Below are 24542 nucleotides of genomic sequence, written 5' to 3'. Positions count from 1 at the left end.
CACTTGGGGAGACCTCAGTGAAGTCTCTTCTTAATGAAAATTCTGAAAATAAAGAGTAAACCCTTGTCCTTATTCACTTTTTCGTGCATATATCTTGACCACGCTTAATAAAATGATACAAACCTGACAAAAAAGAGAGTGTTTGAGGTGAAGAGTCGTTAATCCATACAGAGGAAATGCCACCATCATGTTCAGTTGTGCCAATATATAGAAAGCCGAAGAGCAACAAATAAAAGCTTTCTACCGCAAATAACCTGCCAATGCGGTTATCCAGTAGTCAAAAAATCAAAAGCGAGTCTCATTTCACACTTCTCCATCCAATTTAGGGAGGTAGAGTGGTGTGCACGATTACATCAAAGAGAGAACAGTAAAGATTGGGAAATATATCGTGGAGACAAAGAAAACCGTTCGAGTCATCGCGAAGGAGTTTGGCGTATCGAAGAGTACCGTTCATAAAGACCTGACAGAGCGATTACCGGAAATCAATCCTGACTTAGCCAACGAAGTAAAAGATATACTCGATTACCATAAATCAATCCGCCATCTCCGCGGAGGCGAAGCAACCAAGAAGAAATACAAAAAAGATGAGCTCGAAATCAATTAAAAAGTACCAGGTATCAAGAGGCATATGATACCTGGTACTTTTTATTGTTTTAAAGCACTAAAAGGGACAGTCCCTCTTAGTACTTTAATGTGTTAAAGTGCGCCGTCAAGCTTGTGGTTGCAGGATTACATGTCCTTATGATGGGTTGAATGAAGCAGAAGGTTTGGGGATCGCCTTTCGCCCCGCTGAGTCGGCACACTTGGAGCGGAAATCAACATACTATTCATCGAAGAAATATTTTTAAATAAGCATTTTTTAATCTGTTTTCTTGACATTTTTTAGACAATTAGTACCTATTTTCGACACGTATATGGTAAAATATTAAATTAGGTGAAGTTTTTTCTATACCCTGATTTTTAATTATTAAACTGACAACGATACTTCTTTGAAAATAAATGTTATGACGAAATGAAAGCGTTGAAATGAAGAAGGGAGAAACGAAAACAGATGTTTGCGAAAGATATTGGAATTGACCTAGGAACGGCGAATGTATTGATTCATGTAAAAGGAAAAGGGATTGTCTTGAACGAGCCATCAGTAGTGGCAATTGACCGAAATAACAATAAAGTCCTGGCTGTCGGAGAAGAAGCAAGACGCATGGTTGGACGTACACCGGGAAATATTGCGGCAATGCGCCCGCTTAAAGACGGAGTCATCGCAGATTTCGATGTAACCGAGTCCATGCTGAAGCATTTTATCAACAAGTTGAACGTGAAGGGCTTCCTTTCCAAACCACGCATCCTGATCTGCTGTCCCACGAATATCACAAGCGTTGAGCAGAAGGCCATCAGAGAAGCGGCAGAGAAAAGCGGCGGTAAGAAAGTTTACCTTGAAGAAGAGCCGAAAGTCGCGGCTATCGGGGCCGGGATGGACATCTTCCAGCCTTATGGAAACATGGTCGTCGATATCGGAGGCGGAACGACAGATGTCGCTGTTCTTTCCATGGGAGACATTGTTACGGCTTCTTCCATCAAGATGGCAGGAGATAAATTTGACGCTGAAATTCTCAGCTATATTAAAAAAGAATACAAGCTTCTGATCGGTGAACGCACAGCCGAGGACATCAAAATCAATATCGGTACCGTTTTCCCTGGATCTCGTGACGAATCAATGGAAATCCGCGGACGTGACATGGTTTCGGGGCTTCCTAGAACCATCACGGTCAAGTCTGCTGAAATCGAAGGGGCACTGCGTGAATCGGTAGCCGTCATCGTCCAGGCTGCGAAAAATGTTCTTGAGAGAACACCGCCAGAGCTTTCTGCCGATATCATCGACAGAGGAGTCATCCTGACAGGCGGCGGAGCACTTTTACATGGAATCGACCAGCTGCTGGCAGAAGAACTGAAAGTACCGGTACTTGTTGCGGAAAACCCAATGGACTGTGTGGCCATCGGTACAGGAATCATGCTTGAAAACATTGATAAAATCAGCAGAAGAAAAATCGGCTGAATGCCAATAACAGCCAATTAGAAGAAACTCATAACATTCTAAAAAATTTTCCGATATAATGTGAGTAAGCTATCTTATTTGGGATGCTGTTTTCCGAAAAATCCCAAAAGATGAATTTCCCCCGGATACTAAGGGTGTTCTCTATATACGGAGAAAGCAGCTCTTTTCTTTCTGCCTCACCAAGGTGTCCGATGAACATTAACAAATTTTTTTAAGAGTAATATTAAATAGCAACAAGGTATACGAAAAGAGCCTGAAGTAAGACAAACTGAACGTAAAAAGAGGTGCCTAACATGCTGCGCGGATTTTATACTGTTGCTTCCGGAATGCTGTCACAGCAGCGGAAAACGGAAATGCTGTCCAATAACCTGACCAACGCCAATACTCCTGGATATAAAGAGGACCGCTCGTCCATGAAGTCTTTTCCTGAAATGATGCTTTCCCTGCAAGGCCAGAATCCGCAAACCGGATCCATGTCCCGCCGTGTAGGTGCTTTGAATACGGGTGTATATATGCAGGAAACCATGCCTGCATTTCTACAGGGAGACCTGCAGGAAACAGAGAGAAATACGGATATCGCTTTAATGGATGGAAATATCCCGGTCGATCCTGAGACAGGCCAAAGAGGCGGAGTGTTTTTCACTCTTCAAGGCGGCGACGGAATCCCCCGGTATACCCGAAATGGCAACTTCACGCTTGATGGGCAGGGCTATCTTACATCAGCCAGCGGCTTGTATGTGCTTGACCAGGAAGGACAGAGGATTCAGCTGCCGGCAGACAATTTTAAGGTCACTGAAGATGGACGTGTCCTGGTTGATGAAGTGGAAACAGCACGACTTGGAATCGGTTTTTCAGTGAATTCAAACAGGCTCACCAAAGAAGGGGACAGCCTTTTCACTACAGAAAACAACGAACCCCTGCCTGATGCTTATGACAGTGACGCCACTTTTAATTTTCAACAAGGTTTTATTGAGCGGTCCAACGTGGATACCTCGAGAACCATGACGGATATGATGACAGCTTACAGGTCCTTTGAAGCGAATCAAAAAGTCCTGCAGGCTTATGATAGAAGCATGGAAAAAGCGGTTAACGAAGTAGGCCGGGTCAATGGCTGATGAAATGAAAAGAGAGGGGACTGACCGATGAATCGCACTATGATAGGCGCAACCAATACACTGAATCAGCTTCAAAAACAAATGGATGTAATCGGCCACAACCTCGCGAACAGTGAAACAAATGGATATAAGCGGAGAGAAGCCATGTTCTCAGAGCTGCTGGTGCAGTCAGTGAACAATCAAAGGGACGAACGGGACCTCAATGGCCGCCTGACACCTGCGGGAATCCGCCAAGGTGCAGGAGCCAAATTAGGCCAGTCTGAAATCAACCTGACACAAGGTGCTTTAAAGTCAACTGGCAGAAACCTCGACTTTGCTTTGACAGCAGGGAATCAATTCTTCAAAGTGCTGGTTCAGGGAGAAGACGGTGCAGAAGTGCGTTATACCAGGGATGGCGCCTTCTATGCCAACCCAATCGGCAACGGAGAAGTGATGCTGGTCAATGGCCAGGGACATGCCGTACTTGACGAGAATGACAACTTCATCACATTTAATGAGAATGCTAAGGGAGAAGACATCATCCTGCGCGATAGCGGCCAGTTGACTATTGGCGGATTGCCCTTTAATCTGGGGGTAGTATCTTTGGAGAAACCTCAATTCATGGAGCAGATCGGACAAAATCTTTTAGGGCTTCCACAAAACCTTGAGGGCCTGGGGGTTAACCAGGACGAAATTCTTACCAATATGAATGGTGCACTGCGAAATAACATTGGGCTTTCTCAAAGCAGTTTGGAAGGCTCGAATGTGGATATAGGTAAAGAAATGACCGATATGATGAACGTGCAGCGGGCGTATCAATTCCAAAGCCGTTCCATCTCCATGGCAGACCAAATGATGGGACTTGTGAACGGAATCCGTTAAAAGGAGTAATCGACAATGACTGAAAAAGACATTCTGCAAGAAGGACAAACAAGAGAAGAAATCAAAGCCGAAAAAAAGAATAAAAAGAAAAACAGCGGCGAAGAAAAACCGGGCAAATGGATCCGGATACGCCTTCTTCCAATCTGGCTGCGAGTCCTTCTCTTCATCATCCTCCTTGCCGGAAGTCTCATTGGAGGAGCCATGATCGGCTACGGAGTCATCGGAGACGGCAAGCCGACGGATGTACTCGAGAAATCGACTTGGCAGCATATCATTGATATTGTAAAGAAAGAGAAATGATTATTCGACCGGGCTTCCCTTTTAAGGGAGGGCTGGTTTTTTTATTGTTTTTTCTCTTATGTCTTAAATGCTTTGTGTGGATGTTGAGTTGAAGAAAAAGGGGTCACTCATGTGCTCACCCGCTCTGCTTGGATACAGGAGTGGAGCGAAAAAGGGTGACATATGTAYCCASAAGAGCRGAGTGRATACATGAGTTGAAGAAAAAGSRKKCACTYATGTACTCACCCGCKCYGCTTGGATACAAGAGTGGAGCGAAAAAGGGTGACATATGTACCCAGAAGAGCGGAGTGRATACATGAGTTGAAGAAAAAGGAGTCACTCATGTACTCACCCCGCGCCGCTTGGATACAWGAGTKGRGCGAAMAAGRGTGACATATGTATCYACAAGAGCAGAGTGGATACATGAGTTGAAGAAAAAGCGGACACTCATGTACCCATAACACAACTCCCAGCGAAAACATAAGTGAAGTGGGAAGGTCGCACCGCACAGGATACATCCACCATCAAAGACAAGCATCCCATCCTTAAAAGCTCCCGCCAAATAACCCACCACAAAACAACTTTTTATAAAAGAGGAATTCAGGTAGAATGAAGAGAAGAAGAATGTACATATAGATAGGGAGGCATACTCATGCTTAATATTGATGAAATCAAAGAAATCATTCCCCACCGCTACCCGTTTCTGCTAGTGGATAGAATTTTGGAAGTAGAAGAGGGAAAAAGAGCAGTGGGAATCAAAAATGTAACAGCAAACGAAGAGTACTTTAACGGCCACTTCCCGGGTTATCCAGTGATGCCAGGAGTATTGATCGTAGAAGCTCTTGCTCAAGTAGGAGCAGTCGCCATGCTGAAAAAAGAAGAGAACCGAGGACGCCTCGCTTTCTTCACAGGAATCGACAACTGCCGCTTCAAACGCCAGGTGAAACCAGGTGACCAGCTTCGCCTTGAAGTTGAAATGGTACGTTTTCGAGGCCCAATCGGAAAAGGAAAAGCAGTTGCCACAATAGACGGAGAAGTCGTCTGCGAAACCGAAATGATGTTTGCCCTAGGCGATAAACAAGAATAAGCGATAACAAAAAACCCCGAGCTGCCACTGCAGCTCGGGGTTTTTAAGCTTTACCAAGCTAAAGGGACTGTCCCTCTTCACAGCACAAAGAGGGACAGTCCCCCTTTTGTTGTTTTAAAGCGCAAAAGCTTCCCCGCCATGTCACTCCTCAATTAATTTCATTTGCCATGCAAGTTTCCAAAAAGATGGGGAATGCTATCAAAAGACCAAAAAGATAGGTCTCAAAAATTCTGTTTAAGGAAAGGAGTCATACACAATGAATAAGAAACTTTTAGCTATCCTAGGTGGATCAGCACTATCCGCAATGCTTCTTGCAGGTTGTAACGCAGATCAGGAGCCGCCGCCGGAAGATAACGAAGCTCCGGTTGAGGAAGAGGTTCCAGGAGATAACGATGGAATGAACGATGGCGGAGAAAACGGCGATATGGACATGGATATGGGTGAGGAGAATGGAAACATCTCTGAAGACGACAATGGAGATATCGACGATAACGAGAACGGTGAAGGCCCGGTTGATGAGTTGGAAGATGAAATGACAGACGACGAAGATAACAACCAGTAATACCCAGAGAGCCGGTAGATTACCGGCTTTTTACATTGTCCTTCTGTTTTTATGCATCTTGCTGCTTTCTAGAGTAGCTTTCTTCCTTTTAACCCCCATTAGCATGGTGAACTGAATGAATTCTTCTTTCGTGAGGCCTTGCCCAATCGCTTCTTTTAATAATTTTACCCAGTCATCCTCTAAATTGATATCACTGTTTTTGCTGTCCAGCAGTATATCCAATGATACCCCTAAGGCGTCTGCTATTTTATCGAGCACATTGATCGATGGGTTTTTCTGTATTCCTCTTTCAATCGAACTGATATAAGATTTTGAAATATCAGCTATATGGGCCAGTTCATTTATAGTAATTCCCTTACTTTCTCTAATAGATTTAATTCTCTCCCCTACCATTGGATAGACTCCTTCTTATACAAATTTATTAATTCATTATAACGAACAATAAGTTTTTTATAAAATGAGCATATTTAAGAAATAGTAAGAATAGAAAAGAAAAACAGAGCAAAACGTTCTTTATTAAGAATAATCGAAGGAATTTGCGGTTTAGCTATTGATGGTGAGTCTTATATACTAGGTCTATAAGGTCTTAATAACGAACAAAGTGAGGTGTGCTATGTATAAGAAAAATTGCCAGCGCTGCAGGAGATCCTCATTCAGCTCTACGGAAACCGGACAATGGACATGCCCATCATGCGGAAATGACCTCACAGACTCTCCATTCTTCACTGCATCAAGCTTCCGGCAAATCAGCAAGACTGTTATCCCTTTAGAAAAGAAATTGAGCATATACACGAAGAGCTTCTCCTATCAAGACCCCTTAATTCGACAAAAAGACCCACGATATACAGTGAAATAACTGAAAGTTCCTGAATTATTATAAAATTTGTAAAATAAACTAGGAAAAAAGATGTTAATCACAGCAAAATTTTACACAAAATAGGTTTTCCTCATTAGTATAATGGTTATAGTTATATAACTGGTTAGCCAACGGATAGTCAGACAAAGGCAAACCCATTGAAAAATGGGGACGCAAAGTCACAGATCTAAGGCAGGGTAGCAGATCTTGCTAGGATGGCTGGATTGCCTGAAATACTAAGCGTATTTTAGGAGGAGATTTTGAAGTGGTTGAAAAAGAATTGGATCTAGAGTGGATTACATTAATCAAAGAAGCGATGTCAGTAGGGGTCACCAAAGACGAAATCCTAGAATACCTACATACGAATAGAGAAGAGAGAAAAGTACTGGTAAAATGATAAAAGCTATTCCCGATAAGGGAATAGCTTTTTTACTTTTGATTTAACTTCCATTTGTTGAACTCGATAAACTCCCGGAACTGCTCTTTGCTGATACCGGAATCCATCGCCTGCTCAACGATACTGACCCAGTCGGAGTCAATATGCTTATCTTCCACTGTATCATATAGTAAAGAATCAACCGGAACATCCAATGCCTTCGAAATTTTCTCCAAAAACTGAACCGATGGATTCTTCTGCAAATTTCTCTCAATCGAACTCAAGTACGACTTGGCAACGCCCGCCTTATCTGCAAGCTCGGTCATTGACATTTTTCTCTCTTGTCTAAGCTTCTTGACTCTTTCCCCGATCATTACCGTTCACATCCTGTACGCATAATCATCCTAATCATAGTGTTATTATACCACAAAGGAAACTCAAACTTTATATTTACATGTCATATTTTGTCTAAAAATTTAATTTGTTGTCTTGGAGGTGGCTGCCAGCCTAGGCTTAGAACGCATCTTGTCCTTAAATTCCTGTACAAGCCCTGACCCTTCAAACCCTTTATCCACCAAGTCATCAAGAAGCAGCTCGGCATACTCATTTCGCATCTTCTTCAATTTTCCTTCAAAAAGAACACTCAAATGAAGATCCATCGTTTTAATGCAGCTGATCCTCGTCATAAAAGCAGCCGGATCATTCTCAGGATGGGAAATGACCACCTGAACCTCAATGTCCTCGGCACTCTGCTGGGCATCACGGAAAAAATCATAAAATTCCTTCCTCATGCAGCCCTCAATCAGCCAAGTCCCTTTTTGATCTTCTTTATTAATAATTAAACCGTCCACAATTTCAATGTCTTTAAGATCATCGTTTTCAACAACTTGAAGAGTGATTACTTTAAAGGTTTTCATGAACGATCCTCCATCTCATAGTTTGTACAAATTATAACATATTGAAGATTCAAAACATAATAGGGGATTTTGAATAATTTTAGTTAACTAATGATTGTAAAAGTGGGATGGTGGGTGATTTCCGCTCCAGGTGCTCGACTCCGCGGGGCGTGCGGTGAAGCAAAAGTATATGCGGCCGTTCAGCGACGTACAGATTTTAGGGCTCTCGCATGAGATAAAGGAATCACGAAGAGCGTTAGCGATTCGATGATGACTTATCGCAAGGAGAGAGACCGAAATCTGCTAGTCGCTGGCCGCTGAAGCTGGATGAGCCTCCTCGGTTTTACCTGCGGGGTCTCACCTGTCCCGCTAGTCCCGCAGGAGGTCGTACCCCTTCCGCTCCAATCAACGTGTTTTGTAATACATTCAAAATTATTAATAACTACATCTTAAGGGAAGCGTTCCTTATTTAGTTGTGTCCAGCACAGAAAAAAGCCAGCTAGGTGCTGGCGATTAGTCTATTCGTTTTGCATTGATGATGTATCTTTCTTCTGTGCTAGATAGGTATTCAAAGGGGTAGCATGTTGATAATGTCAGGATCTCATCAGGGGTTGTTGATTGGACTACGGACATGTCGTCTTCTTTTACGATAAACATTTCGTATATTTCATAGGTGTAGGTTCCGTTGCTCATTTCAATTTTTAGCTGGTCGCCTTCTTTTAGTTCGCCCATTTTTTTGAAGACTGTGTCCCGGTGGCCGGCGAGGAAGATGCGGTCTTGCTGGTTCGGGAGCTTGGTGGAAGAGTAGTGGCCGACGCCTTTTTCCAGCTCCTCTTCGTCTGTACCTTCTATAATAGGTAATTCTCTATTGAGGGCAGGGATATTAAGGATGCCAACTACGTCTCCTTTTTCGAATGAGTAGGAGGAGAGTTCCTCTTCCTCTTTTGGCTGGGATTTTTTCGTAACGACTTGAGCCTTCGCTTCCTGCATAGCACTATCCTGCTCAGCTTTTTGCTTAAAAATATGATAACCAGCATAACCGATCAGCCCGATACCGGCGGTTAGCATGAGGATGCTTACATACTTTATTAATTTGTTAAACAAGAGGATACCTCCTAAGTTGGCTTGATAATTCTATTTTCTCTTAGTTGAATGAATTTGTCATTGCTTGAAGGCTAGTTTTTATAGAAATTTACATAGGGGTTGAAATATAAATAAGTTGTTCTTTATAAAAATTAAAATGTTCATTATAAATTACAAAATAGTAAGAAAACGAGAGATATTACCAGGAAATACATGTTTAATGTTCGTTTTAGCGAATATCTGACTGTTTTTCAGGTTTTTCAACCCGTAACTTCTGTCATATACTTACATTGTAAGTTCGCTAAAGAGAACAAAAGCTCACTAGGGCGAACAAAAAACAAAACACTAGGAGGAATTATAAGATGGGTATTAAGCAAAAATTAGGTTTGGGAATTGCGTCAGCAGCACTTGGTTTGTCATTAGTTGGTGGAGGTACATATGCTTACTTTAGTGATACAGAGACATCAACTAACACATTTGCTGCTGGGACATTGGATATCAAAGTGAAGGGCAATGATGCAGCTAATGCTATTATAGATGTTTCTAACATTAAGCCTGGAGATACTATGCAAAGGAATTTTAAATTGAATAACACAGGTTCATTGGATGTTTCTAAAGTTATTTTAACTACTGATTATACAGTTGGTGACACAAATGGAAATAATGGCACAGATGATCTTGGTGATCATATTAAGGTTCAGTTCTTAATTAACAAAGATAAGAAAACAGAAGTTGTTCATGAAACCACTTTATCGGCACTTAGAAATAAGGATGTAGTAGATAGAGATGTTTTAGGTTGGTTATTAGACGGAGAAAAAGATGGTTTAAAGGCTAATACTTCTGATGATTTTATTGTAAAGTTTGAATTTGTCGATAATAAGCAGGATCAAAACAAATTCCAGGGTGACTCCTTAAAATTAGATTGGACTTTCAATGCTAAGCAAACAGCTGGAGAAAGAAGATAAATTACAGCTACCAAGTAGGGAAGGTAAGCAAAATGCTTACCTTTCCTCTAATTTATTTTATCTCGTGTAGATAGAATGCATTTTAATTAGACGAGATAAAATAAATGTTCATTTTCTATCAAGTATTGATGGAAATGGGGAGGGCTTTTATTGAGGTACTTAAGAATAAAAAAATATGCCAAGCACAACAAAAAACTAATATTGTGCAGTAAAGTTTTGCTGACTTGTTACATATTAATCTTCACTCTATCATATTTGAACTCCAACACCACTGCTTATTTCAGCGACTCTAATGCAGATAGCTTCACTATCCAAGCTGGAAATTGGTTTGACAATAGTGAACTTATGTTTGTACAAAGTAATACAGAAAATCTAAGAGGATGTCCGCCAACTGAAATTAGTGCAGAAATTAAAAATCAAGGCTTTACAATGATTGGTCCAGCAAAATATGAAGTTTTTTACGATGAAGAGGGTAACCCTAAAAACAATGGCGGAAAAATTAGTGATGGAGAAATCAAGCCCATAAAGCAAAATGAAACTATTACACTATCTTTTCCGGGAGAGTTAGAAGGGGCTTTCATATTTAAAGTCTATCAGAGAGATGGATATGAAGGGGAGAATGGAGTCATCTGGAGTCATAAAATCATGGTGAAGTGTCAAGATAAAAATGATAACGAGCAAAAGGAATCTAAAGAAGAGCAAAAAATTAAAACAGAAGGAAAGGATGAAAGTCAAGAACAACCAGACACAGAACCTGCCACCGATAAAAATGAAGAAGAAGTAAAAGATGAAGAATCTCAAGAAAAAGCAGAGGAACCTGTCAAAGAAGAACCAGAGCAGCCAAAAGAAGAAAAACAGCCTGAAGAACCTGTAACACCTCCTGCACCAGAAGAACCGCAAGTACCTGTTGAAGAACCAAAAGCTAAAGCAGCCGAGACTCCAACAATTCCTGATCCAGATAAAAAAGATGAAAAGCAAACAGAGGAAGGTTGATAGTTATGAATGGTAAAAAACTTATGAAGTGGGGCAGCAATATAGTAACCACAATATTATTTCTTGTATTGATTTTTATGGTATTTGTCGTAGTTTCCTCGAAGGCATCCGGCGGCGAACCGCAAGTATTCGGTCATCAGTTAAAAACCGTACTTTCCGGCTCGATGGAACCAGGTATCAAAACGGGCTCGATTATTGCTGTAAAACCAGGCGGAGATATGAGCCGTTTTGAAAAAGGGGATGTCATAACCTTCCAGAAAGAAAAAGACATGTTGGTTACCCATAGAGTGACAGAAGTAATCAAAAGCGGAGACAACATTATGTATAAGACAAAAGGGGACAACAATAACGCAGAAGACATGAATCCTGTTCTCTCAGAAAATGTGGTGGCAGAATACAGCGGTTTTACCATTCCGTACCTAGGCTACTTTATGAATTTTACAAACTCTAAGAACGGTGCGTTTCTGTTACTGGTCCCTGGAATCCTATTACTAATTTACTCTGGTTTCACAATTTGGAAAGCTATATCTGAGATAGAGATTAAAACGAAAAAGAACGACACCATTGAAAACAATGCTTCCTGATGAATGTCCAAATGGATAAGGACGTGAGAAGTGATGAATAAAACAAGAAGGTTTCTCGGTATACTCAGTCTGTTGATATGCATGTTTTTTTCAGCAATCAATTTGGCAACGGCTGCACCTGATGATTCAATTCCCGAAGTAGATATTGCCACTACGCCAACGAAGGTACTATTCGATGTAGATAATATGAAACCCGGTGACTGGGCAGACAGGACAATTAAAATCAGCAACAATGGAAAACAAGGATTTACTTACACGATGTCTTCACATTTAAAATCAGGCTCCAAAAAGCTTTATAACGAATTAATAATGAAAGTGTCTGATTCCAAAGGTGAGCTATATAGCGGGAAAATCTCGGACTTTAGTGGGTTGGATTCTAGGGAACTTGCTAAATCGGCAACAGAGGATTTAATTTTCACAGTAGAATTTCCTACTCACCTTGGGAATGAATTTCAAGGTCTTACAACAGAAGTGGAGTTCAAATTCTATGTGGCGGGTACACTTGGCGGATTGCTGCCAGTCGATGGCCCGAAACTGCCAGAAACAGGTACAAACACCTTTGCCTTCTTGGTCCTGGGAACAATATTATCTCTAACCAGTTTAGTAATGTTCGGCATTCAGAGATACCGTAGAAAAAGACTGGAACCTACAAGATAATGAATTGCCACTACGGTAATTCATTTTTTTCTTAATAAACTATGGTCAGCAGGTGAAATGATGAAGCAACTATTCTCGTTGGTTCTTTCAGGTTTAATTATTTTTATGGGGTTTACTCAGAAAGAAATCATGCTCGATTTGATACAAGAGGGTGGAGGGATAGCTGGCGTTGTCAGCATTTTATTTGTCGCCGTTCTCGTATTTTTTCCTTTCATTCCTTACCCAGTGCTTGCAGGCATACTGGGATCAGTGGCAGGCGTGGTCAATGGTACGTTAATCTCCTTAATAGGTATTTTGATTGGAACAACCCTGATGTTCTACCTGTCAAGGTACGGCTTCCAGTCATGGTCACAGCGCATGCTTACAAAATATCCAAAAGCCATAGAATACGAAAGGTACTTTGAGAAGAATGCCTTCTTAGGAATTTTATTTGTGCGGTTATTGCCTGTTGTTCCTTCTCCGGTTGTAAATGTTCTTTCTGGTATAAGTAAAGTGAATTTTCTTGTCTTTGTATTTGCCACTCTGTTAGGGAAACTCCCTGCGATCTTTACGTTCACTATTGCTGGAAGTATCTTCGAAGGTAATCGATTGTTATCAATATCCATTTACGGGGTATACTTTCTAATAATAGCTGCGGCAGCGTCCATGCACTTTTATAAAAAGAAATCATCATTAATTATTCCATCAGAGAAGCAGGTGAATACATGAAACTGGCACTTCATATATTAGCCGCACTTAATCTATTCGATGCAATTATAACAGCAGTCGGAATCAAAAATGATTTGATTAAAGAAGCCAACCCTCTCATGGACTCCCTATACTCTACCCATCCGATTCTATTTGTCTCCGTGAAAATAATCTTATCTATGTTTATATATGCCTTAATCATATACGATAAGGTTCCTGCAAAAAAATGGTTTGCTCCAATCGCTTATACTGCTATCGCTTTATATTCATTCACATTTGTTTTACATGGATTCTGGATTTATCATTTGGTTTTAAACTAGGATGCTAAAAAAGATTGAAATTCTTTATAAATGAGTTTTGAATATGTTCTTCTATGAAAAACCCTGTTTTACTTTTAGAGAAAACGGGGTTTTTAGCATTTTTTTTGAATAAAAGAACAGCTTTCTTGATTTTACAACAGGGCTTTCTCCCTATATCCTATACTTACCAACGAAAGAAAAGAGGTGAGACAAAATGATAAATCAAGTCACGTTGGTAGGAAGACTGACAAAGGATCCAGAGATGCGTTACACATCCGAGGGGAAGGCGGTGTTGAATGTCACTCTTGCGGTCAATCGTCAGTATAAGAGTCAGGGTGGTGATTATGAAGCTGACTTTGTGCTGTGTACGATGTGGAGGAAGGCTGCAGAGAACACGGCAAAGTATTGTAATAAAGGCTCTGTGCTGGGCGTGGTAGGACGCATCCAGACGAGGAATTACGATAATGAACACGGCAAGCGGATCTATGTGACGGAGGTTGTAGCAGAACAGGTGAGATTCCTGGATGGAAAGCCGACACAGCCGGCCAAACCGCAGCCGAGGAATCCGGAGGTAGAAAAGGCACTGCCGGTATTCTAAAAGAAAGCAATTTGGTTAATGACTAACACTGGAGGAAGTTCCCTTTATGAACAATAGTGAATCTATGGAAAAATTGATTGAAGATCTGATAAGGAAACTGGCAAGGGCAAATGTGGAATTATACTACCTGTCACAGCGTGTCGCACTCCTCGAGAAAAAAGCTTCCGAAGACAAGCCTCAAGCTGCTGCATCTAATCGCATCTCTTTCATGACCACCAAACAAAATTAATTTTCAATGACTTGTTTTTTTCATAACCTGGTAACGAACCACGCAACAAACTTCCGTCTCACCTCATAGATAGAAAATTCAATAAAATACTTCTATTAGCCCCACTGTTGCCGGTTCTCTTGAGAGCCGGCTTTTTCTAATCGAACAATTTAAATGCAAATTGATCTTCTGGTTTAATATCCTTCCACTAATGCGCTCAGAAGTATCGCGTGGAGACATAACTCAACTGTTCAGCTCACCAATGTATTCAGAATGCTGAAGTAGTTACATACATTACCCTATTTTAGTTCAGTTGTGTGTCCGTTGGAGATGAGTGGGTACTTTACTTGGCTGAAATATCGTCACTTATGTCTGCATAGAAGTGTAGTGGATACATGTCTCAGTATGTTTCTTGTCACTCATGTACCCAGAGGAGAGGAGTGGATACATATCACAGCTCAAACCGAGCCATTCATGTACCCAGAAGCGAGGAGTGGATACATATCACAGCTCAAACCGAGCCACTCATGTACCCAGAAGCGAGTAGTGGATACATATCTAAGCTAAAATCGAGTCATTCATGTACCCAGAAGCGAGTAGTGGATACATATCTAAGCTAAAATCGAGCTACTCATGTACCCAGAAGCGAATGGTGGGTACATATCTCAGCTCAAATCGAGCGACTCATGTACCCAGAGGAGAGTAGTGGATACATATCACAGCTAAAATCGAGCGACTCATGTATCCAGAGACGAGCAGTAGATACATATCTCGCTTTAAATCGCGTCACTCATGTACCCAGAAGCGAGTAGTGGATACATATCTAAGCTAGAATCGAGCGACTCATGTACCCAGAGGAAAGGAGTGGATACATATCACAGCTAAAATCGAGCGACTCATGTATCCAGAGACGAGTAGTAGATACATATCTCGCTTTAAATTGCGTCACTCATGTACCCAGAGGAGAGTGGTGGATACATATCTAAGCTAAAATCGAGCGACTCATGTACCCAGAAGCGAATGGTGGGTACATATCTCAGCTCAAAAGGTGTCACTCATGTACCTAGAGGCGAGTGGTGGATACATATCTCAGCTCATAAGGAGTCATTCATGTACCCGGAAGCGAGTAGTGGATACATATCTAAGCTAAAATCGAGCGACTCATGTACCCAGAAGCGAGTAGTAGATACATATCTCGGCTAAAATCCGTCGACTCATGTACCCAGAAGCGAATGGTGGGTACATATCTCAGCTCAAAAGGAGTCACTCATGTACCTAGAGGCGAGTAGCGGGTAAATATCCAATCCCATTTCGCCACACTCATACACCCAAAAGCCCAAGTTCATCAAATCCCCTCCATCTCAACCCACGTAACCTAAACACCCCCCACCACAAAAAGCGGAAGGGGGGTATTCTATCCATAAGATTAAACCTACTCCAAAGACAACAAACTATGCAAATCCTGATCGGACAACTCAGTCATCCACTGGTCACTCTGGATAATCTCATCATTCAATGCCTGCTTTTTCTCAAGCATCATATCAATTTTTTCCTCAAGTGTTCCAGACGCAATCATCTTATGAACGTGAACAAAGCGGTTCTGTCCTATACGGTACGCTCGGTCGGTGGCCTGGTTTTCGACGGCCGGGTTCCACCAGCGGTCGTAGTGGACGACGTGGTTGGCAGCGGTCAAGTTCAGTCCGGTTCCGCCGGCTTTCAGAGACAGCAGGAACACAGGGAATTCGCCGTTTTGGAATCTTTCCACGAGGTTGTCACGCTGTGTTTTGGCCATGCTGCCATTCAAGAACGGCACGTCGACGCCGAACTTTTCTTTCATGACGTTTTGGATCATCTCACCCATGGAGATGTACTGCGTGAAGATCAAGCACGCTTCGCCTGAATCGAGTACATTTTCTACAATATCAACGAGCTTCCGCATTTTTTCAGAACGCTTTTCAATGTTCTCGGGCTGCGGTTCTTTGAGATAAAGAGCAGGGTGATTGCAGAGCTGTTTCAGGCGGTTCAGCATTTGCAGGACAAGACCTTTTCGCTCGAATCCGCTCAGAGCTTCCAGCTGTGCGAAGGTATCTTTTATGAGCTGCTCGTATAGGGATGCCTGCTCACTGGTCAAGGCACAGTACTCTTTCTGCTCAATTTTATCCGGCAGATTCAGCTCGACTTCGGGATCTTTTTTGGTCCGGCGCAGCAGGAACGGCCTGATTTTTGCCTGTAGTTCTTTGACCCGGGATTCATTTTCTTCTTTTTCAATCGGCACGATGAACTTCTTCTGAAATTGCGTGAAGCCGCCAAGGTAGCCATGGTTCAAGAAGTCGAAAATCGCCCAAAGCTCGGACAAGCGGTTTTCCATCGGAGTTCCGGTCAATGCGATATGGTGTTTTCCTTCCAATTTACGGATGGCACGGGACTGCTTCGTGTTGGCATTCTTGATGTTCTGTGCTTCATCGAGAGCAATCGCATTCCATTCGACGGTCTCCAGCTCTTCAAAATCTAGGTGAGACAAGCCGTAGGAAGTCAGGACAACATCCATATCGAGGATGCCGCGTCCGAATTCAATTCCTTTGTCACGGTTGGCTCCATAGTGAAGCTTCACTTTTAAGTCAGGAGCAAATTTTTCAAGCTCACGCTGCCAGTTTCCAAGGACAGATGTCGGCGCGATGATCAACGCGGGTGCCTTCGGGGTTTCGACCCTCTTCACTTCCTGCAGGTATGTGATCAGCTGTACTGTTTTTCCAAGACCCATGTCATCGGCAAGACAGGCGCCAAACCCATATCGGCGCAGGAACAGCAGCCAGCTCATTCCCTGTTGCTGGTAAGGGCGCAGTTCTCCCTGGAAAGTGTCCGGTGTCGGAACGATTGGCACCTCGGCAGAATTGTTCAATGTGTCGATCATTTTTTTCATCGAACGGTTGAGATCTATTTGAATTTTGGCGAACTCATAAGGATCATAATCGTCTTCCTGGAGAAGTTCTTCCTCCTCATCACGCGGAACAAGCTGTTGCTCCAGCATATGCTGAATCGAGATTCCTTCCGCTTTTGCCTTGCTCATCAAGTCTTGAATGCGGCGGATCATTGCGGGATCAAGCTTCATCCACTGTCCGCGTATTTTGATCAATCGGCGCTGATCGTTCACGAGATTTTGAAAATCCTCTTCCGACAGGTCCACGCCGTTCATCGACAGGCGCCAGTCAAAATCGAGCATGGCATTCAGTCCGACAAAAGAAGGACGGTAAGAGCTGTCCGTGTTTTTCACTTTGGCTTTCACTGTCATCTGGGCATCCTTCATCGCCTGCCACCAAGCAGGAAGCAGGATTTCGATGTCGAGATCAAGAAATTTTTCGCTGAGTACAGTCAGGAAATCCCAGGCGTCGTGTTCATCCAGTGAATTGCGGATTTCCCCGCCTTGATCGAGCAGCGGCAGCATTTTAGTCCAGCGATTTTGTTCTTCTTTTACCGTATCAAGATGCTTTTTATAAGAAGGAGGCAGTCTGTCTTCTCCCAGAGAATAAACTTTATCCGTTCGCTTTTTATCCCGGAGGATGGTTTCAAGCTCCCACGGATCATGCTCTTCCAGCGGTTCTGTCAGGCGCAGTCCCAGGGTAAAGGGAGTCTCATCTTCCGTAAGGCCGACCCATTCGCTCCATTTTTCTTCATCAAAATAAGCATGAAGTTCTTCCGGAGTGAGCGTGCTGTCCTCGAGTTTTTTCAAGCGGGTAAAAATTTGGTCACTGCTCCCTGCAGAAAGTGACTGGCGGACAGAGCGCTGATACCAGTCGGAAACGAATTTCTCAGCCGATTCTTCGCCGATATCCTCCTGCCAGAATTCCTCGGGAAAGTTGTCCCAAAGCTCATCCGGAACCTGGAAGGAGAGCCCGTTTTCCGCCATGTCTTCAAAGCGGGGAATCCATTTTCCTTCCTGGATGGAATCGTACATGATCGGGGCAACGGCTAGGCACTTCTGCCCGAGTTCATCCCAATGCCAGTCAATCATGCCGCTGAAGGATTCGTCGGCAAACAGTAGAAGAAGATCCCAGCTGTTGACCTCGATTCCTTTTCTGGTCCCGAGCTCTTTTGGCTGCAGCGTTGTGCCGTAAAAGCTGGCTTCATGCCAAAGAAACAACTGGCCCTTCCAGTCATCCGGCCCGACATCAAAGCCGCTGTCGTTTTCACAGTAAAGGAAGAAGCGGCCATTCTCCAGAGGCTCTATGTACACATGCAGCAAACGTGTTTTAAGCATCGATCAGCTTCCCCTTTCTGCATTCTTCATGGAACGCACGAAGACGCTTGGTTTTTTCTAACATAAAATTCAAATAGATATCCCATTGATCGGTTTTCTTTAGTTTTTTATAAAGAGTACGCAATCTTTTCAGGTATTTGACCGCCTGCTTGTAATTGTCGCGGTTCCGGCCGGCCAAATAGAACTCGATTCCTTCATGATAAAGGGGAAGGACGAGCTGAGGCGCTTCTTTAGCCGCATCCCGGAGGCCCATGTTATCCATCTCCCTGAGCTCATATCCGACAAAACGCTGCAGCTCCACCCAATCCCGGAAGGACTTCGAACTCAGCAGGAATTCGTTGTACCAGGAGTAACTGTAGGGTAAAAGGGCGACAAGCAGTTTCCGGAGAAGACCATGCTCATTTTCTGTCATCCAGTCAATCGGCAGTGTCCGCAAAAACCAGCGTGAAAAAGCTGCGCTGTCATAAGGAGGCAGGGAATTGACGTATGACGGGACCTTCGGCATGATGCTCTTCAGGAAAGCGACACCTTGTTCATATTTTTTATTTTGAAAAAGCTGCTCCAGCCAGAAATCGGAGTACGGAACAATCTCAGTGCCCAGCTTCTCAATTTCTGTCGCTGCCAACTCATGTTCTTCAAGCAGAATGTATTGATGCAGCAGGGCAAGGGCGTAAAAGAGGTCTTCAGGGGCACGCTCTTCCTGCAGCCGTTGAACCTCCGCCTGGCGCCAAGCCTTTTTCTTAAAAAGAAAGTACCATAGGAACCGGTAGATTTCTGCCTTTGCCAACGTACTGTTTTCATTGGAACTTGTCAGCTCTTCCGTCTTTGTTTTTAAAAATTCAATGAAAGGATCGAACCTGAACGGCATAGCGTGGACGGACAACTGCTTCACACTGTCAAACATTTCATCAACTAAAAATTCATAGTGTGAGGTCTCCGCCGTCTTGCCCCGGAAAAAGACCATCATCCGGTCGAAGTTCTGGAAAAGGAAAAAGGAAACATAAAGCTTATACAGCGGCTTCCATTCCCGCTCGTACGGCGCATCCTTCATCAGCTTACGGAAAAAGTTCTGTATGTGCAGGTCCAGCAGATGCGACTGGCGGTGAAAAGCCTCTTTGTCCCATTCCCTGTACTGATACTGAAGATAGTCCCACAATTCTTCCGGTGAGTTCCCGCGCTGTTTTCGGTCTTTTAAAAGGTCACTGGCCTTTTTAATACTGCCTTCATGCTTCTTTAATATATCCTGCAGATCTACCTTTTTTTCAGGAGATGTAATCGCAGCTTGCTCAGGCCGTGTCGTGCGCCATTTGTGAATCCAGTTGGTCACAGGGGCAGCTTTGCTGAATACGGCAAAAAAAGCAGCCATGCGGTGGCGGCACCATTCATCAGAAGGGCAGGAACATTTGCTCAAACGCGGGAATTCCAATTCAAGAGTCACCTTAACAGGCGTGACATCTTGGACATCCGCGGTGATGCTGTCATCGTGGTACTTTATATTGCCAACAAGATTCTGCCGGTACAGCAGCAATCCCTTCTGGACGATGCTTTGTCTCTCGCTGCCATACGGAAGTTCTTCCAACAGATAATTGCTCAAAGGTTTCAACTTTTCCTGTAATTCTTGTGCATTCATAAGGATTTGCCGCCTCCTGACTGATTCCGTTCAAAATTAACCATTCTTTTATTATAACGCAAATCAGTAAGAAAATGGAGCGGAGGAGATATCTAAAAGAGAAACTGGTTGCGGGGGGAAGGAGGGAGACGATTTTAAGAGACACTTCAGAAGAGAACCGCAGCTCAAGTGTCTCATAGGAAAGTTCTAAGAGATCAAGTGTCCCATAGGTAAGAGCTAAGAGTCACTTCAGAAGATAACCCAGCCCAAAGTGTCTCATAGGAAAGTTCTAAGAGATACTTCAGAAGAAAACTGCAGCTCAAGTGTCTCATAGGAAAGTTCTAAGAGACACTTTAGAAGAGAACCCCAGCCCAAGTGTCTCATAGGTAAGAGCTAAGAGACACTTCACGAGAAAATCGCAGCCGAAGTGTCCCATAGGAAAGCTTTAGAGCATCAAAGCGACCGGCCGCAAGCCCGCTACTCAACATGAACAAAAAAAGTCTCCCCATTGTAAACATTGACCGCCTGAAGCTCAACCTCATAACCATTGCGAATCATGATATTCTTGTTTTCAGGAAACACCAATTCCTCCTGTTCATTTCGTGCGACAAATTTCGGGTTGTGACTGTCACTCATGTCGATTTTTGTCTCATACCCTCGCGCTTCATAATACTCCCGTGCATCGACATACCAGTCACTTAAGCCCGCTAAATCCAGCCCGAGGAAGTCGGATATAGAAGTGGCAAGGTCACTATTTTCATGCAGTCCCACCGGTTTTTCAGGTCCGTAGGCATAGAGGAACACATCTTCACCGGTATGACCGTGTGTTGTGAAGCCGAGGGAAGCACGCTTGCTGAGCATCGCGGCCATTTCACTCTCCTGTTCTGTAACCGACCCTGCTTTCTCTACTCTGCAGAACTCATCTTCTGTATGATCCTCGAGCCCATAGGAGGCAAGCACTTCTTTTAAATTGGAGCGGTCCTTCTCTAACTGAGAGGATGCTCCTTTCACTGTCAATCGGGCTTTTTTCAACGGCTCAATAATCTGCTTCACCGGCTGGTCAAAGTAGTCTTTATCAGTGGAACCATTTCCAATCGTCAGGCCGCTGTTTCCGTGGTCTGTCACGGCGATGACCATTGTATGGCCGTCACGCTTTGCGAACTCGACTGCTTCACCAACCGCCTCATCAAACGCGAGCACCTCGCTGATCATCCCGACAGGATCGTTTTTATGGGCAGCCCAATCAATCTTGCTGCCTTCAACAAAAAGGAAAAAGCCATTTCCGGACCGGTCCAGCCGCTCAATCGCAGTAGAGGTCATCTCACCCAAAGAAGGCTGTTCCGGCAAAAGTGCGGCACGGTCAAAGTCATACGCCATATCCTCATCGGCAAAACTGCCCCAGAGCCTTCCCGAAGAACGCTCGTCCAAGTCTGCTTTGGTTTCTAAAATTTGATAGTCCTTCTCCTCAATAATTTCAAGAAGATTCTCTTTATCTTTTCGGGCGGACTCTTTCGTTTTTAACATGCCGTCATCATTTGCACGTCTTTTATCTTCTCCTGAATGAAGCCAGGCGAGCCCGCCGCCCAAAACTACGTCCATTCCTTGATATACCTGCTGTTCGGCAATGTCGCTGAACTCATCGCGGTTTTTTACATGAGCGGAAAAAGCAGCTGGGGTGGCGTGCTGGACAGGGGAAGTGGAGACGATCCCTGTTCCATACCCTTTTATCCTTGCCGCCTCCAGCAGGTTGACTGCTGGCTTGGAACTTTCTCCATCGGGAATCATGCCAATGTAATCGGCATTTGTTTTAAAGCCAGTGGCCATCGCTGTCCCGCCTGCTGCAGAATCGGTAATGGCCGACTGAGCTGAATACGTCCGGACACCCCCTGTCAAAATGCTGTCCAAGTGAAGCGGTGAGCCCTTATACCAGCGGGCCAAAGTCACGACATCTGAATTCGTCCCGTCCATCACCATAAAAATCACCTTTTTCTCAGGGGTCTCAGCGAACAGGCAGGAGGGAGGGATGGCTATAAAAATGATAGAAAATATCAGGATGGGAATGATGGCTAATTTATATTTTTTCATGAAATCCTCCTTTGCGGATTTTCTTCATGGTTAGTATGAGGGAGCCTGCCCATTCTATACCCAAAAAAGCGCCGAACCTGTGTCAGGTACGGCGCTGCATGTTATTTTCTTTCCAGAATTCCGAGAAGGAGGTTCTCTAAAATGGTGTGTCTGTCAGCGTTTTTAATGCTGTTTAATGTAAGTTTGTCAATTTTTAAAGGTGTGACAAAGGTAGAGCCGGGTAAATCCATAGAATCGGGATCCTGGATATAGATTTCGCCTTTTTCTATGCCGGACCGCACTTCCACACGGCCTTCCGAGGTCATTCCGACAGTGACTTCGCGTTTTTCAACGGTGCCTTTGTCCGTAATGACAAGAAGATAATTCTTGATTCCTTCTGTTAAAAGACTCTCAGAAGGAACATTCAGAACATCCAGAGCTTCTTCGGTGATAACGGATAAAGAAACATGAAACCCGGGACGCAGAGCATCGAGGTTTTCTTCACCTTCCTCAAATTCTACTTGGAAAGGATAAGTGCTGGATCCGTCTTCTGTTAATGTTTCAGAAGGAAGCACTGCTACGTCTGTCACAAACCCTTTTATCCGGTCCTGGACAGCCGTTGAATAAATGACAGCCTCCTGTCCTTCTGTGATTTTCAATGTTTCCTGCTCACTTAACTCTCCCTGCACAAGAGAAGATTTAGAAGAGATGACAATCAAGGGATTATCCAGTTCCCTTGCCATTTTTTTTACGATGCCTTCAGTGGTGCTGCTGACCGTGATATCAGTCTCATTTAGCTGAAGCTGTGTGATCTGTCGTTCTAAATTCTCTATTTTACTGTTCAATTGCTCAATTTCAAGTTCTTTTCTTGCAATTTCCTGCTCAACATAATAGTTGATTTCCTTATTGGCCGCCTCAATCGAGTAATCCTGCTGCTCTTCAGTATTGACAGGGGCGCCATAGCGGTCATCAAAAGTATTTGTTCTTCTAGTGGTGGTAGAGGAGCTTGGACGAAGTGTACGTAGATCGACAATATGGTCTTTAATACTGTCTATTTCATCTTCGAATTGCTGGATTTCGCTTTCCAGATACACTTCCTGGTTTACAGTATCCTCCACTTGATAAGTAAAGAGATCCGTTCCGACTGAAATGTCATCCCCCTCTTGAACAAGAAATTCCTTGAAGGTTCCGCGGCTTTCATCATAATAAACATATTCCTCCTGCGAGGAAGAAAGGACGGCTTCTTTTTCAATGGAGTTGCGGAGGCTAGCAGAAGAAACAGGTTTCCATTCATCTATAAAGGAGCTTCTGTCTACCTTGCTGTCCGCTTTTTCTATTAAATATAGGTTTCCCGCTACCAACGTTATTCCCAATATCACAGCAGGATACAAAATTTTTCTTCTCAATAACATCACACCCTTACACCAGAATCGAAAAGTCTATGTAGGCTAAAAAAGCAGTAATGCTCCAAAATAACAGGTTGATGAACAGCACCCAAAGGAGGACCACAAGTCTCGTTTTGTTGCTGAGCCATCTTAACCCCATGTATTGCAGGACCATAGCCCACACTTTAAAAAGAGAAATACTTCCAAGGAAATATTTAAGCCACTCACTGTTTGAAAGGGTTTGGCTTATGGCTCCCAAAGCAAAGGGAGAGGAATACCAGTTAATAGAAAGAAAAGTGAGGAGCGGCAAATAAGTCAGCTTTTCTATTAACAAAATAATAAGTGTGATTCCCTGCAGGACCACCAGCTTTTTAAACTCTGCATCCGAAAGTGTCCAGAACAGCAGGGCGGGAATAAATAAAATAAAAGCTGCATACAGGATCCCTAAAAGGAGTCTGCCTAACAAAAAGTAAAATTTGTGAATTTCAATATCTACTGGAGACAGCTCGATAAATTCTTTGGAAAGAGGAACGGTGCCCCAGCCAAAGCTGCTATTCAGACCAAAGACCAGTATAGAGATGAGAAATAAAAGCGTTAGTTTTTTATAATAGTCTTTAAGAATTTCTGATTCTCTTAATTGATAAAAATATGTAGAAGGATGCACTAATCCCTTGAAAAGTTGAACTTTATTGAACATAGATTTAATTCCTCCAATGGTTTCTAATCCCACCATCTATTTTATCGGAAAACCTCGAACATTTCCATAAATTGTAGAAACATATTCAACAAATAAAAAAGGCTTCCAATTGGAAAGCCTCTATAGTCCGTATGTTAAAAATGTAATCGCAGTGAATACCAGAACGAGTGCAAGAACAGTAAAAATAGACATTACTAATTTTTGTCTTGCTTTTTTAGCCTTGATTTCCTCAGGTGTTAAAAAATACACACATTTTCCCCCTTTTCGATAGCTGGCTGGCATGGATATCGTCTGTCACGGTACCGAAGCCCCTCTAGCTTTGCGTCATTATCTTTCAATAATTTTGCCTTTTTCGTATGGTGACAATATGTTT

At 43.2% G+C, this 24542-nt stretch carries 26 protein-coding genes and 2 riboswitches; of the genes, 16 read left to right on the top strand and 10 right to left on the bottom strand.

Annotated elements, in window-relative coordinates; all coding sequences use genetic code 11:
• Nucleotides 1-340: 340 nt before the first annotated feature.
• The 7 genes from spoIIID (at nucleotide 341) to FZC78_RS08485 (ending at nucleotide 5957) form a co-directional block, all read left to right on the top strand.
• The gene (gene spoIIID / locus FZC78_RS08515; protein WP_113928296.1) at nucleotides 341-604 is read left to right on the top strand and encodes a sporulation transcriptional regulator SpoIIID; all 264 of its coding nucleotides are present in this window, start codon (nucleotides 341-343) and stop codon (nucleotides 602-604) included.
• Between the two features lie 447 nt (nucleotides 605-1051).
• Nucleotides 1052-2053, top strand: coding sequence for a rod shape-determining protein (locus FZC78_RS08510; protein WP_148939273.1), 1002 nt, complete (start codon nucleotides 1052-1054; stop codon nucleotides 2051-2053).
• 293 nt (nucleotides 2054-2346) lie between these two features.
• Nucleotides 2347-3168 (top strand): flagellar hook-basal body protein, encoded by an 822-nt coding sequence (locus tag FZC78_RS08505; protein ID WP_148939272.1) that lies wholly within the window; start codon nucleotides 2347-2349, stop codon nucleotides 3166-3168.
• A gap of 27 nt (nucleotides 3169-3195) precedes the next feature.
• Nucleotides 3196-4029, top strand: coding sequence for a flagellar hook-basal body protein (locus tag FZC78_RS08500; RefSeq protein ID WP_148939271.1), 834 nt, complete (start codon nucleotides 3196-3198; stop codon nucleotides 4027-4029).
• Between the two features lie 15 nt (nucleotides 4030-4044).
• Nucleotides 4045-4329 carry a DNA-directed RNA polymerase subunit beta gene (locus tag FZC78_RS08495; protein ID WP_148939270.1) on the top strand — a complete coding sequence of 95 codons (285 nt, stop codon included), beginning with the start codon at nucleotides 4045-4047 and terminating at the stop codon, nucleotides 4327-4329.
• 631 nt (nucleotides 4330-4960) lie between these two features.
• Nucleotides 4961-5395, top strand: coding sequence for a 3-hydroxyacyl-ACP dehydratase FabZ (gene fabZ / locus FZC78_RS08490; RefSeq protein WP_148939269.1), 435 nt, complete (start codon nucleotides 4961-4963; stop codon nucleotides 5393-5395).
• A 256-nt stretch (nucleotides 5396-5651) separates the two neighbouring features.
• Nucleotides 5652-5957, top strand: a complete 306-nt coding sequence (locus tag FZC78_RS08485) for a hypothetical protein (RefSeq protein WP_148939268.1) — start codon at nucleotides 5652-5654, stop codon at nucleotides 5955-5957.
• A gap of 30 nt (nucleotides 5958-5987) precedes the next feature.
• Here the strand turns inward: FZC78_RS08485 and FZC78_RS08480 are convergent, their stop codons facing one another.
• Both FZC78_RS08480 and FZC78_RS08475 read right to left on the bottom strand, forming a co-directional pair.
• The gene (locus FZC78_RS08480; RefSeq protein WP_148939267.1) at nucleotides 5988-6350 is read right to left on the bottom strand and encodes a helix-turn-helix domain-containing protein; all 363 of its coding nucleotides are present in this window, start codon (nucleotides 6348-6350) and stop codon (nucleotides 5988-5990) included.
• 183 nt (nucleotides 6351-6533) lie between these two features.
• Nucleotides 6534-6749, bottom strand: a complete 216-nt coding sequence (locus FZC78_RS08475) for a hypothetical protein (RefSeq protein ID WP_148939266.1) — start codon at nucleotides 6747-6749, stop codon at nucleotides 6534-6536.
• 202 nt (nucleotides 6750-6951) lie between these two features.
• Nucleotides 6952-7045, top strand: a riboswitch (cyclic di-GMP riboswitch).
• A 33-nt stretch (nucleotides 7046-7078) separates the two neighbouring features.
• Between FZC78_RS08475 and FZC78_RS08470 the strand changes: the two genes are divergently transcribed.
• Nucleotides 7079-7210 (top strand): anti-repressor SinI family protein, encoded by a 132-nt coding sequence (locus tag FZC78_RS08470; RefSeq protein ID WP_148939265.1) that lies wholly within the window; start codon nucleotides 7079-7081, stop codon nucleotides 7208-7210.
• A gap of 32 nt (nucleotides 7211-7242) precedes the next feature.
• On the opposite strand, the gene FZC78_RS08465 is transcribed toward FZC78_RS08470, so the two are convergent.
• From FZC78_RS08465 to FZC78_RS08455, 3 genes are all read right to left on the bottom strand, one after another.
• Nucleotides 7243-7563, bottom strand: a complete 321-nt coding sequence (locus FZC78_RS08465) for a helix-turn-helix domain-containing protein (protein ID WP_148939264.1) — start codon at nucleotides 7561-7563, stop codon at nucleotides 7243-7245.
• Between the two features lie 102 nt (nucleotides 7564-7665).
• The gene (locus FZC78_RS08460; RefSeq protein ID WP_148939263.1) at nucleotides 7666-8106 is read right to left on the bottom strand and encodes a YwpF family protein; all 441 of its coding nucleotides are present in this window, start codon (nucleotides 8104-8106) and stop codon (nucleotides 7666-7668) included.
• A gap of 492 nt (nucleotides 8107-8598) precedes the next feature.
• A complete protein-coding gene (locus FZC78_RS08455; protein WP_252183554.1) occupies nucleotides 8599-9189 on the bottom strand; it encodes a class D sortase in 591 nt (196 codons plus the stop codon).
• A 341-nt stretch (nucleotides 9190-9530) separates the two neighbouring features.
• Between FZC78_RS08455 and FZC78_RS08450 the strand changes: the two genes are divergently transcribed.
• The 8 genes from FZC78_RS08450 to FZC78_RS08415 all read left to right on the top strand — a co-directional run bounded on the left by FZC78_RS08450 (nucleotide 9531) and on the right by FZC78_RS08415 (nucleotide 14180).
• Entirely contained in the window at nucleotides 9531-10133 is a 603-nt protein-coding gene (locus tag FZC78_RS08450; protein WP_148939262.1) for a CalY family protein, read from the top strand.
• Between the two features lie 150 nt (nucleotides 10134-10283).
• The gene (gene tapA, locus FZC78_RS08445) at nucleotides 10284-11126 is read left to right on the top strand and encodes an amyloid fiber anchoring/assembly protein TapA (protein ID WP_148939261.1); all 843 of its coding nucleotides are present in this window, start codon (nucleotides 10284-10286) and stop codon (nucleotides 11124-11126) included.
• A 5-nt stretch (nucleotides 11127-11131) separates the two neighbouring features.
• Nucleotides 11132-11710 carry a signal peptidase I SipW gene (gene sipW, locus FZC78_RS08440; RefSeq protein WP_148939260.1) on the top strand — a complete coding sequence of 193 codons (579 nt, stop codon included), beginning with the start codon at nucleotides 11132-11134 and terminating at the stop codon, nucleotides 11708-11710.
• A gap of 33 nt (nucleotides 11711-11743) precedes the next feature.
• Nucleotides 11744-12367, top strand: a complete 624-nt coding sequence (locus FZC78_RS08435; protein WP_252183553.1) for an LPXTG cell wall anchor domain-containing protein — start codon at nucleotides 11744-11746, stop codon at nucleotides 12365-12367.
• 57 nt (nucleotides 12368-12424) lie between these two features.
• The gene (locus tag FZC78_RS08430) at nucleotides 12425-13075 is read left to right on the top strand and encodes a TVP38/TMEM64 family protein (protein ID WP_252183552.1); all 651 of its coding nucleotides are present in this window, start codon (nucleotides 12425-12427) and stop codon (nucleotides 13073-13075) included.
• The gene (locus FZC78_RS08425) at nucleotides 13072-13374 is read left to right on the top strand and encodes a DUF5658 family protein (protein WP_148939258.1); all 303 of its coding nucleotides are present in this window, start codon (nucleotides 13072-13074) and stop codon (nucleotides 13372-13374) included. Before FZC78_RS08430 ends, FZC78_RS08425 begins: the two co-directional genes overlap by 4 nt.
• Nucleotides 13375-13567: 193 nt before the next feature.
• Complete coding sequence (gene ssb, locus FZC78_RS08420; protein ID WP_148939257.1) at nucleotides 13568-13951, top strand: single-stranded DNA-binding protein; 384 nt, start codon at nucleotides 13568-13570, stop codon at nucleotides 13949-13951.
• Nucleotides 13952-13997: 46 nt separating this feature from the next.
• Nucleotides 13998-14180: a hypothetical protein gene (locus FZC78_RS08415; protein ID WP_148939256.1), complete on the top strand. Its 183-nt coding sequence runs from the start codon at nucleotides 13998-14000 to the stop codon at nucleotides 14178-14180.
• A gap of 1411 nt (nucleotides 14181-15591) precedes the next feature.
• On the opposite strand, the gene FZC78_RS08410 is transcribed toward FZC78_RS08415, so the two are convergent.
• From FZC78_RS08410 to FZC78_RS08390, 5 genes are all read right to left on the bottom strand, one after another.
• Complete coding sequence (locus FZC78_RS08410) at nucleotides 15592-18414, bottom strand: DEAD/DEAH box helicase (protein ID WP_148939255.1); 2823 nt, start codon at nucleotides 18412-18414, stop codon at nucleotides 15592-15594.
• Nucleotides 18407-20044 carry an SWIM zinc finger family protein gene (locus FZC78_RS08405; RefSeq protein ID WP_148939254.1) on the bottom strand — a complete coding sequence of 546 codons (1638 nt, stop codon included), beginning with the start codon at nucleotides 20042-20044 and terminating at the stop codon, nucleotides 18407-18409. The genes FZC78_RS08410 and FZC78_RS08405 overlap by 8 nt, the downstream gene beginning before the upstream one ends.
• 456 nt (nucleotides 20045-20500) lie before the next feature.
• Nucleotides 20501-22108, bottom strand: coding sequence for an alkaline phosphatase (locus tag FZC78_RS08400; protein ID WP_148939253.1), 1608 nt, complete (start codon nucleotides 22106-22108; stop codon nucleotides 20501-20503).
• A gap of 101 nt (nucleotides 22109-22209) precedes the next feature.
• Nucleotides 22210-23493 (bottom strand): efflux RND transporter periplasmic adaptor subunit, encoded by a 1284-nt coding sequence (locus FZC78_RS08395; RefSeq protein WP_148939252.1) that lies wholly within the window; start codon nucleotides 23491-23493, stop codon nucleotides 22210-22212.
• A gap of 13 nt (nucleotides 23494-23506) precedes the next feature.
• The gene (locus FZC78_RS08390) at nucleotides 23507-24169 is read right to left on the bottom strand and encodes a hypothetical protein (protein ID WP_148939251.1); all 663 of its coding nucleotides are present in this window, start codon (nucleotides 24167-24169) and stop codon (nucleotides 23507-23509) included.
• 263 nt (nucleotides 24170-24432) lie between these two features.
• Nucleotides 24433-24527, bottom strand: a riboswitch (cyclic di-GMP riboswitch).
• Nucleotides 24528-24542: the final 15 nt, after the last annotated feature.

It is taken from the genome of Rossellomorea vietnamensis (assembly GCF_008180415.1).
In the GTDB taxonomy this organism is placed as follows: Bacteria; Bacillota; Bacilli; order Bacillales; family Bacillaceae_B; genus Rossellomorea; species Rossellomorea vietnamensis_C.
This window is presented reverse-complemented; position numbering and strand designations above follow the sequence as displayed.

What these genes read in the sequence shown, in the direction of transcription:
- fabZ (WP_148939269.1), top strand. Translation starts at nt 4,961, where the DNA reads ATGCTTAATATTGATGAAATCAAAGAAATCATTCCCCACCGCTACCCG.
- FZC78_RS08405 (WP_148939254.1), bottom strand. Translation starts at nt 20,044, where the DNA reads ATGAATGCACAAGAATTACAGGAAAAGTTGAAACCTTTGAGCAATTAT.
- sipW (WP_148939260.1), top strand. Translation starts at nt 11,132, where the DNA reads ATGAATGGTAAAAAACTTATGAAGTGGGGCAGCAATATAGTAACCACA.
- FZC78_RS08430 (WP_252183552.1), top strand. Translation starts at nt 12,425, where the DNA reads ATGATGAAGCAACTATTCTCGTTGGTTCTTTCAGGTTTAATTATTTTT.
- FZC78_RS08495 (WP_148939270.1), top strand. Translation starts at nt 4,045, where the DNA reads ATGACTGAAAAAGACATTCTGCAAGAAGGACAAACAAGAGAAGAAATC.
- FZC78_RS08510 (WP_148939273.1), top strand. Translation starts at nt 1,052, where the DNA reads ATGTTTGCGAAAGATATTGGAATTGACCTAGGAACGGCGAATGTATTG.
- FZC78_RS08480 (WP_148939267.1), bottom strand. Translation starts at nt 6,350, where the DNA reads ATGGTAGGGGAGAGAATTAAATCTATTAGAGAAAGTAAGGGAATTACT.
- FZC78_RS08450 (WP_148939262.1), top strand. Translation starts at nt 9,531, where the DNA reads ATGGGTATTAAGCAAAAATTAGGTTTGGGAATTGCGTCAGCAGCACTT.
- FZC78_RS08400 (WP_148939253.1), bottom strand. Translation starts at nt 22,108, where the DNA reads ATGAAAAAATATAAATTAGCCATCATTCCCATCCTGATATTTTCTATC.
- FZC78_RS08410 (WP_148939255.1), bottom strand. Translation starts at nt 18,414, where the DNA reads ATGCTTAAAACACGTTTGCTGCATGTGTACATAGAGCCTCTGGAGAAT.
- FZC78_RS08500 (WP_148939271.1), top strand. Translation starts at nt 3,196, where the DNA reads ATGAATCGCACTATGATAGGCGCAACCAATACACTGAATCAGCTTCAA.
- FZC78_RS08465 (WP_148939264.1), bottom strand. Translation starts at nt 7,563, where the DNA reads ATGATCGGGGAAAGAGTCAAGAAGCTTAGACAAGAGAGAAAAATGTCA.
- FZC78_RS08390 (WP_148939251.1), bottom strand. Translation starts at nt 24,169, where the DNA reads ATGTTCAATAAAGTTCAACTTTTCAAGGGATTAGTGCATCCTTCTACA.
- FZC78_RS08435 (WP_252183553.1), top strand. Translation starts at nt 11,744, where the DNA reads ATGAATAAAACAAGAAGGTTTCTCGGTATACTCAGTCTGTTGATATGC.
- FZC78_RS08505 (WP_148939272.1), top strand. Translation starts at nt 2,347, where the DNA reads ATGCTGCGCGGATTTTATACTGTTGCTTCCGGAATGCTGTCACAGCAG.
- FZC78_RS08415 (WP_148939256.1), top strand. Translation starts at nt 13,998, where the DNA reads ATGAACAATAGTGAATCTATGGAAAAATTGATTGAAGATCTGATAAGG.
- FZC78_RS08425 (WP_148939258.1), top strand. Translation starts at nt 13,072, where the DNA reads ATGAAACTGGCACTTCATATATTAGCCGCACTTAATCTATTCGATGCA.
- FZC78_RS08460 (WP_148939263.1), bottom strand. Translation starts at nt 8,106, where the DNA reads ATGAAAACCTTTAAAGTAATCACTCTTCAAGTTGTTGAAAACGATGAT.
- ssb (WP_148939257.1), top strand. Translation starts at nt 13,568, where the DNA reads ATGATAAATCAAGTCACGTTGGTAGGAAGACTGACAAAGGATCCAGAG.
- FZC78_RS08485 (WP_148939268.1), top strand. Translation starts at nt 5,652, where the DNA reads ATGAATAAGAAACTTTTAGCTATCCTAGGTGGATCAGCACTATCCGCA.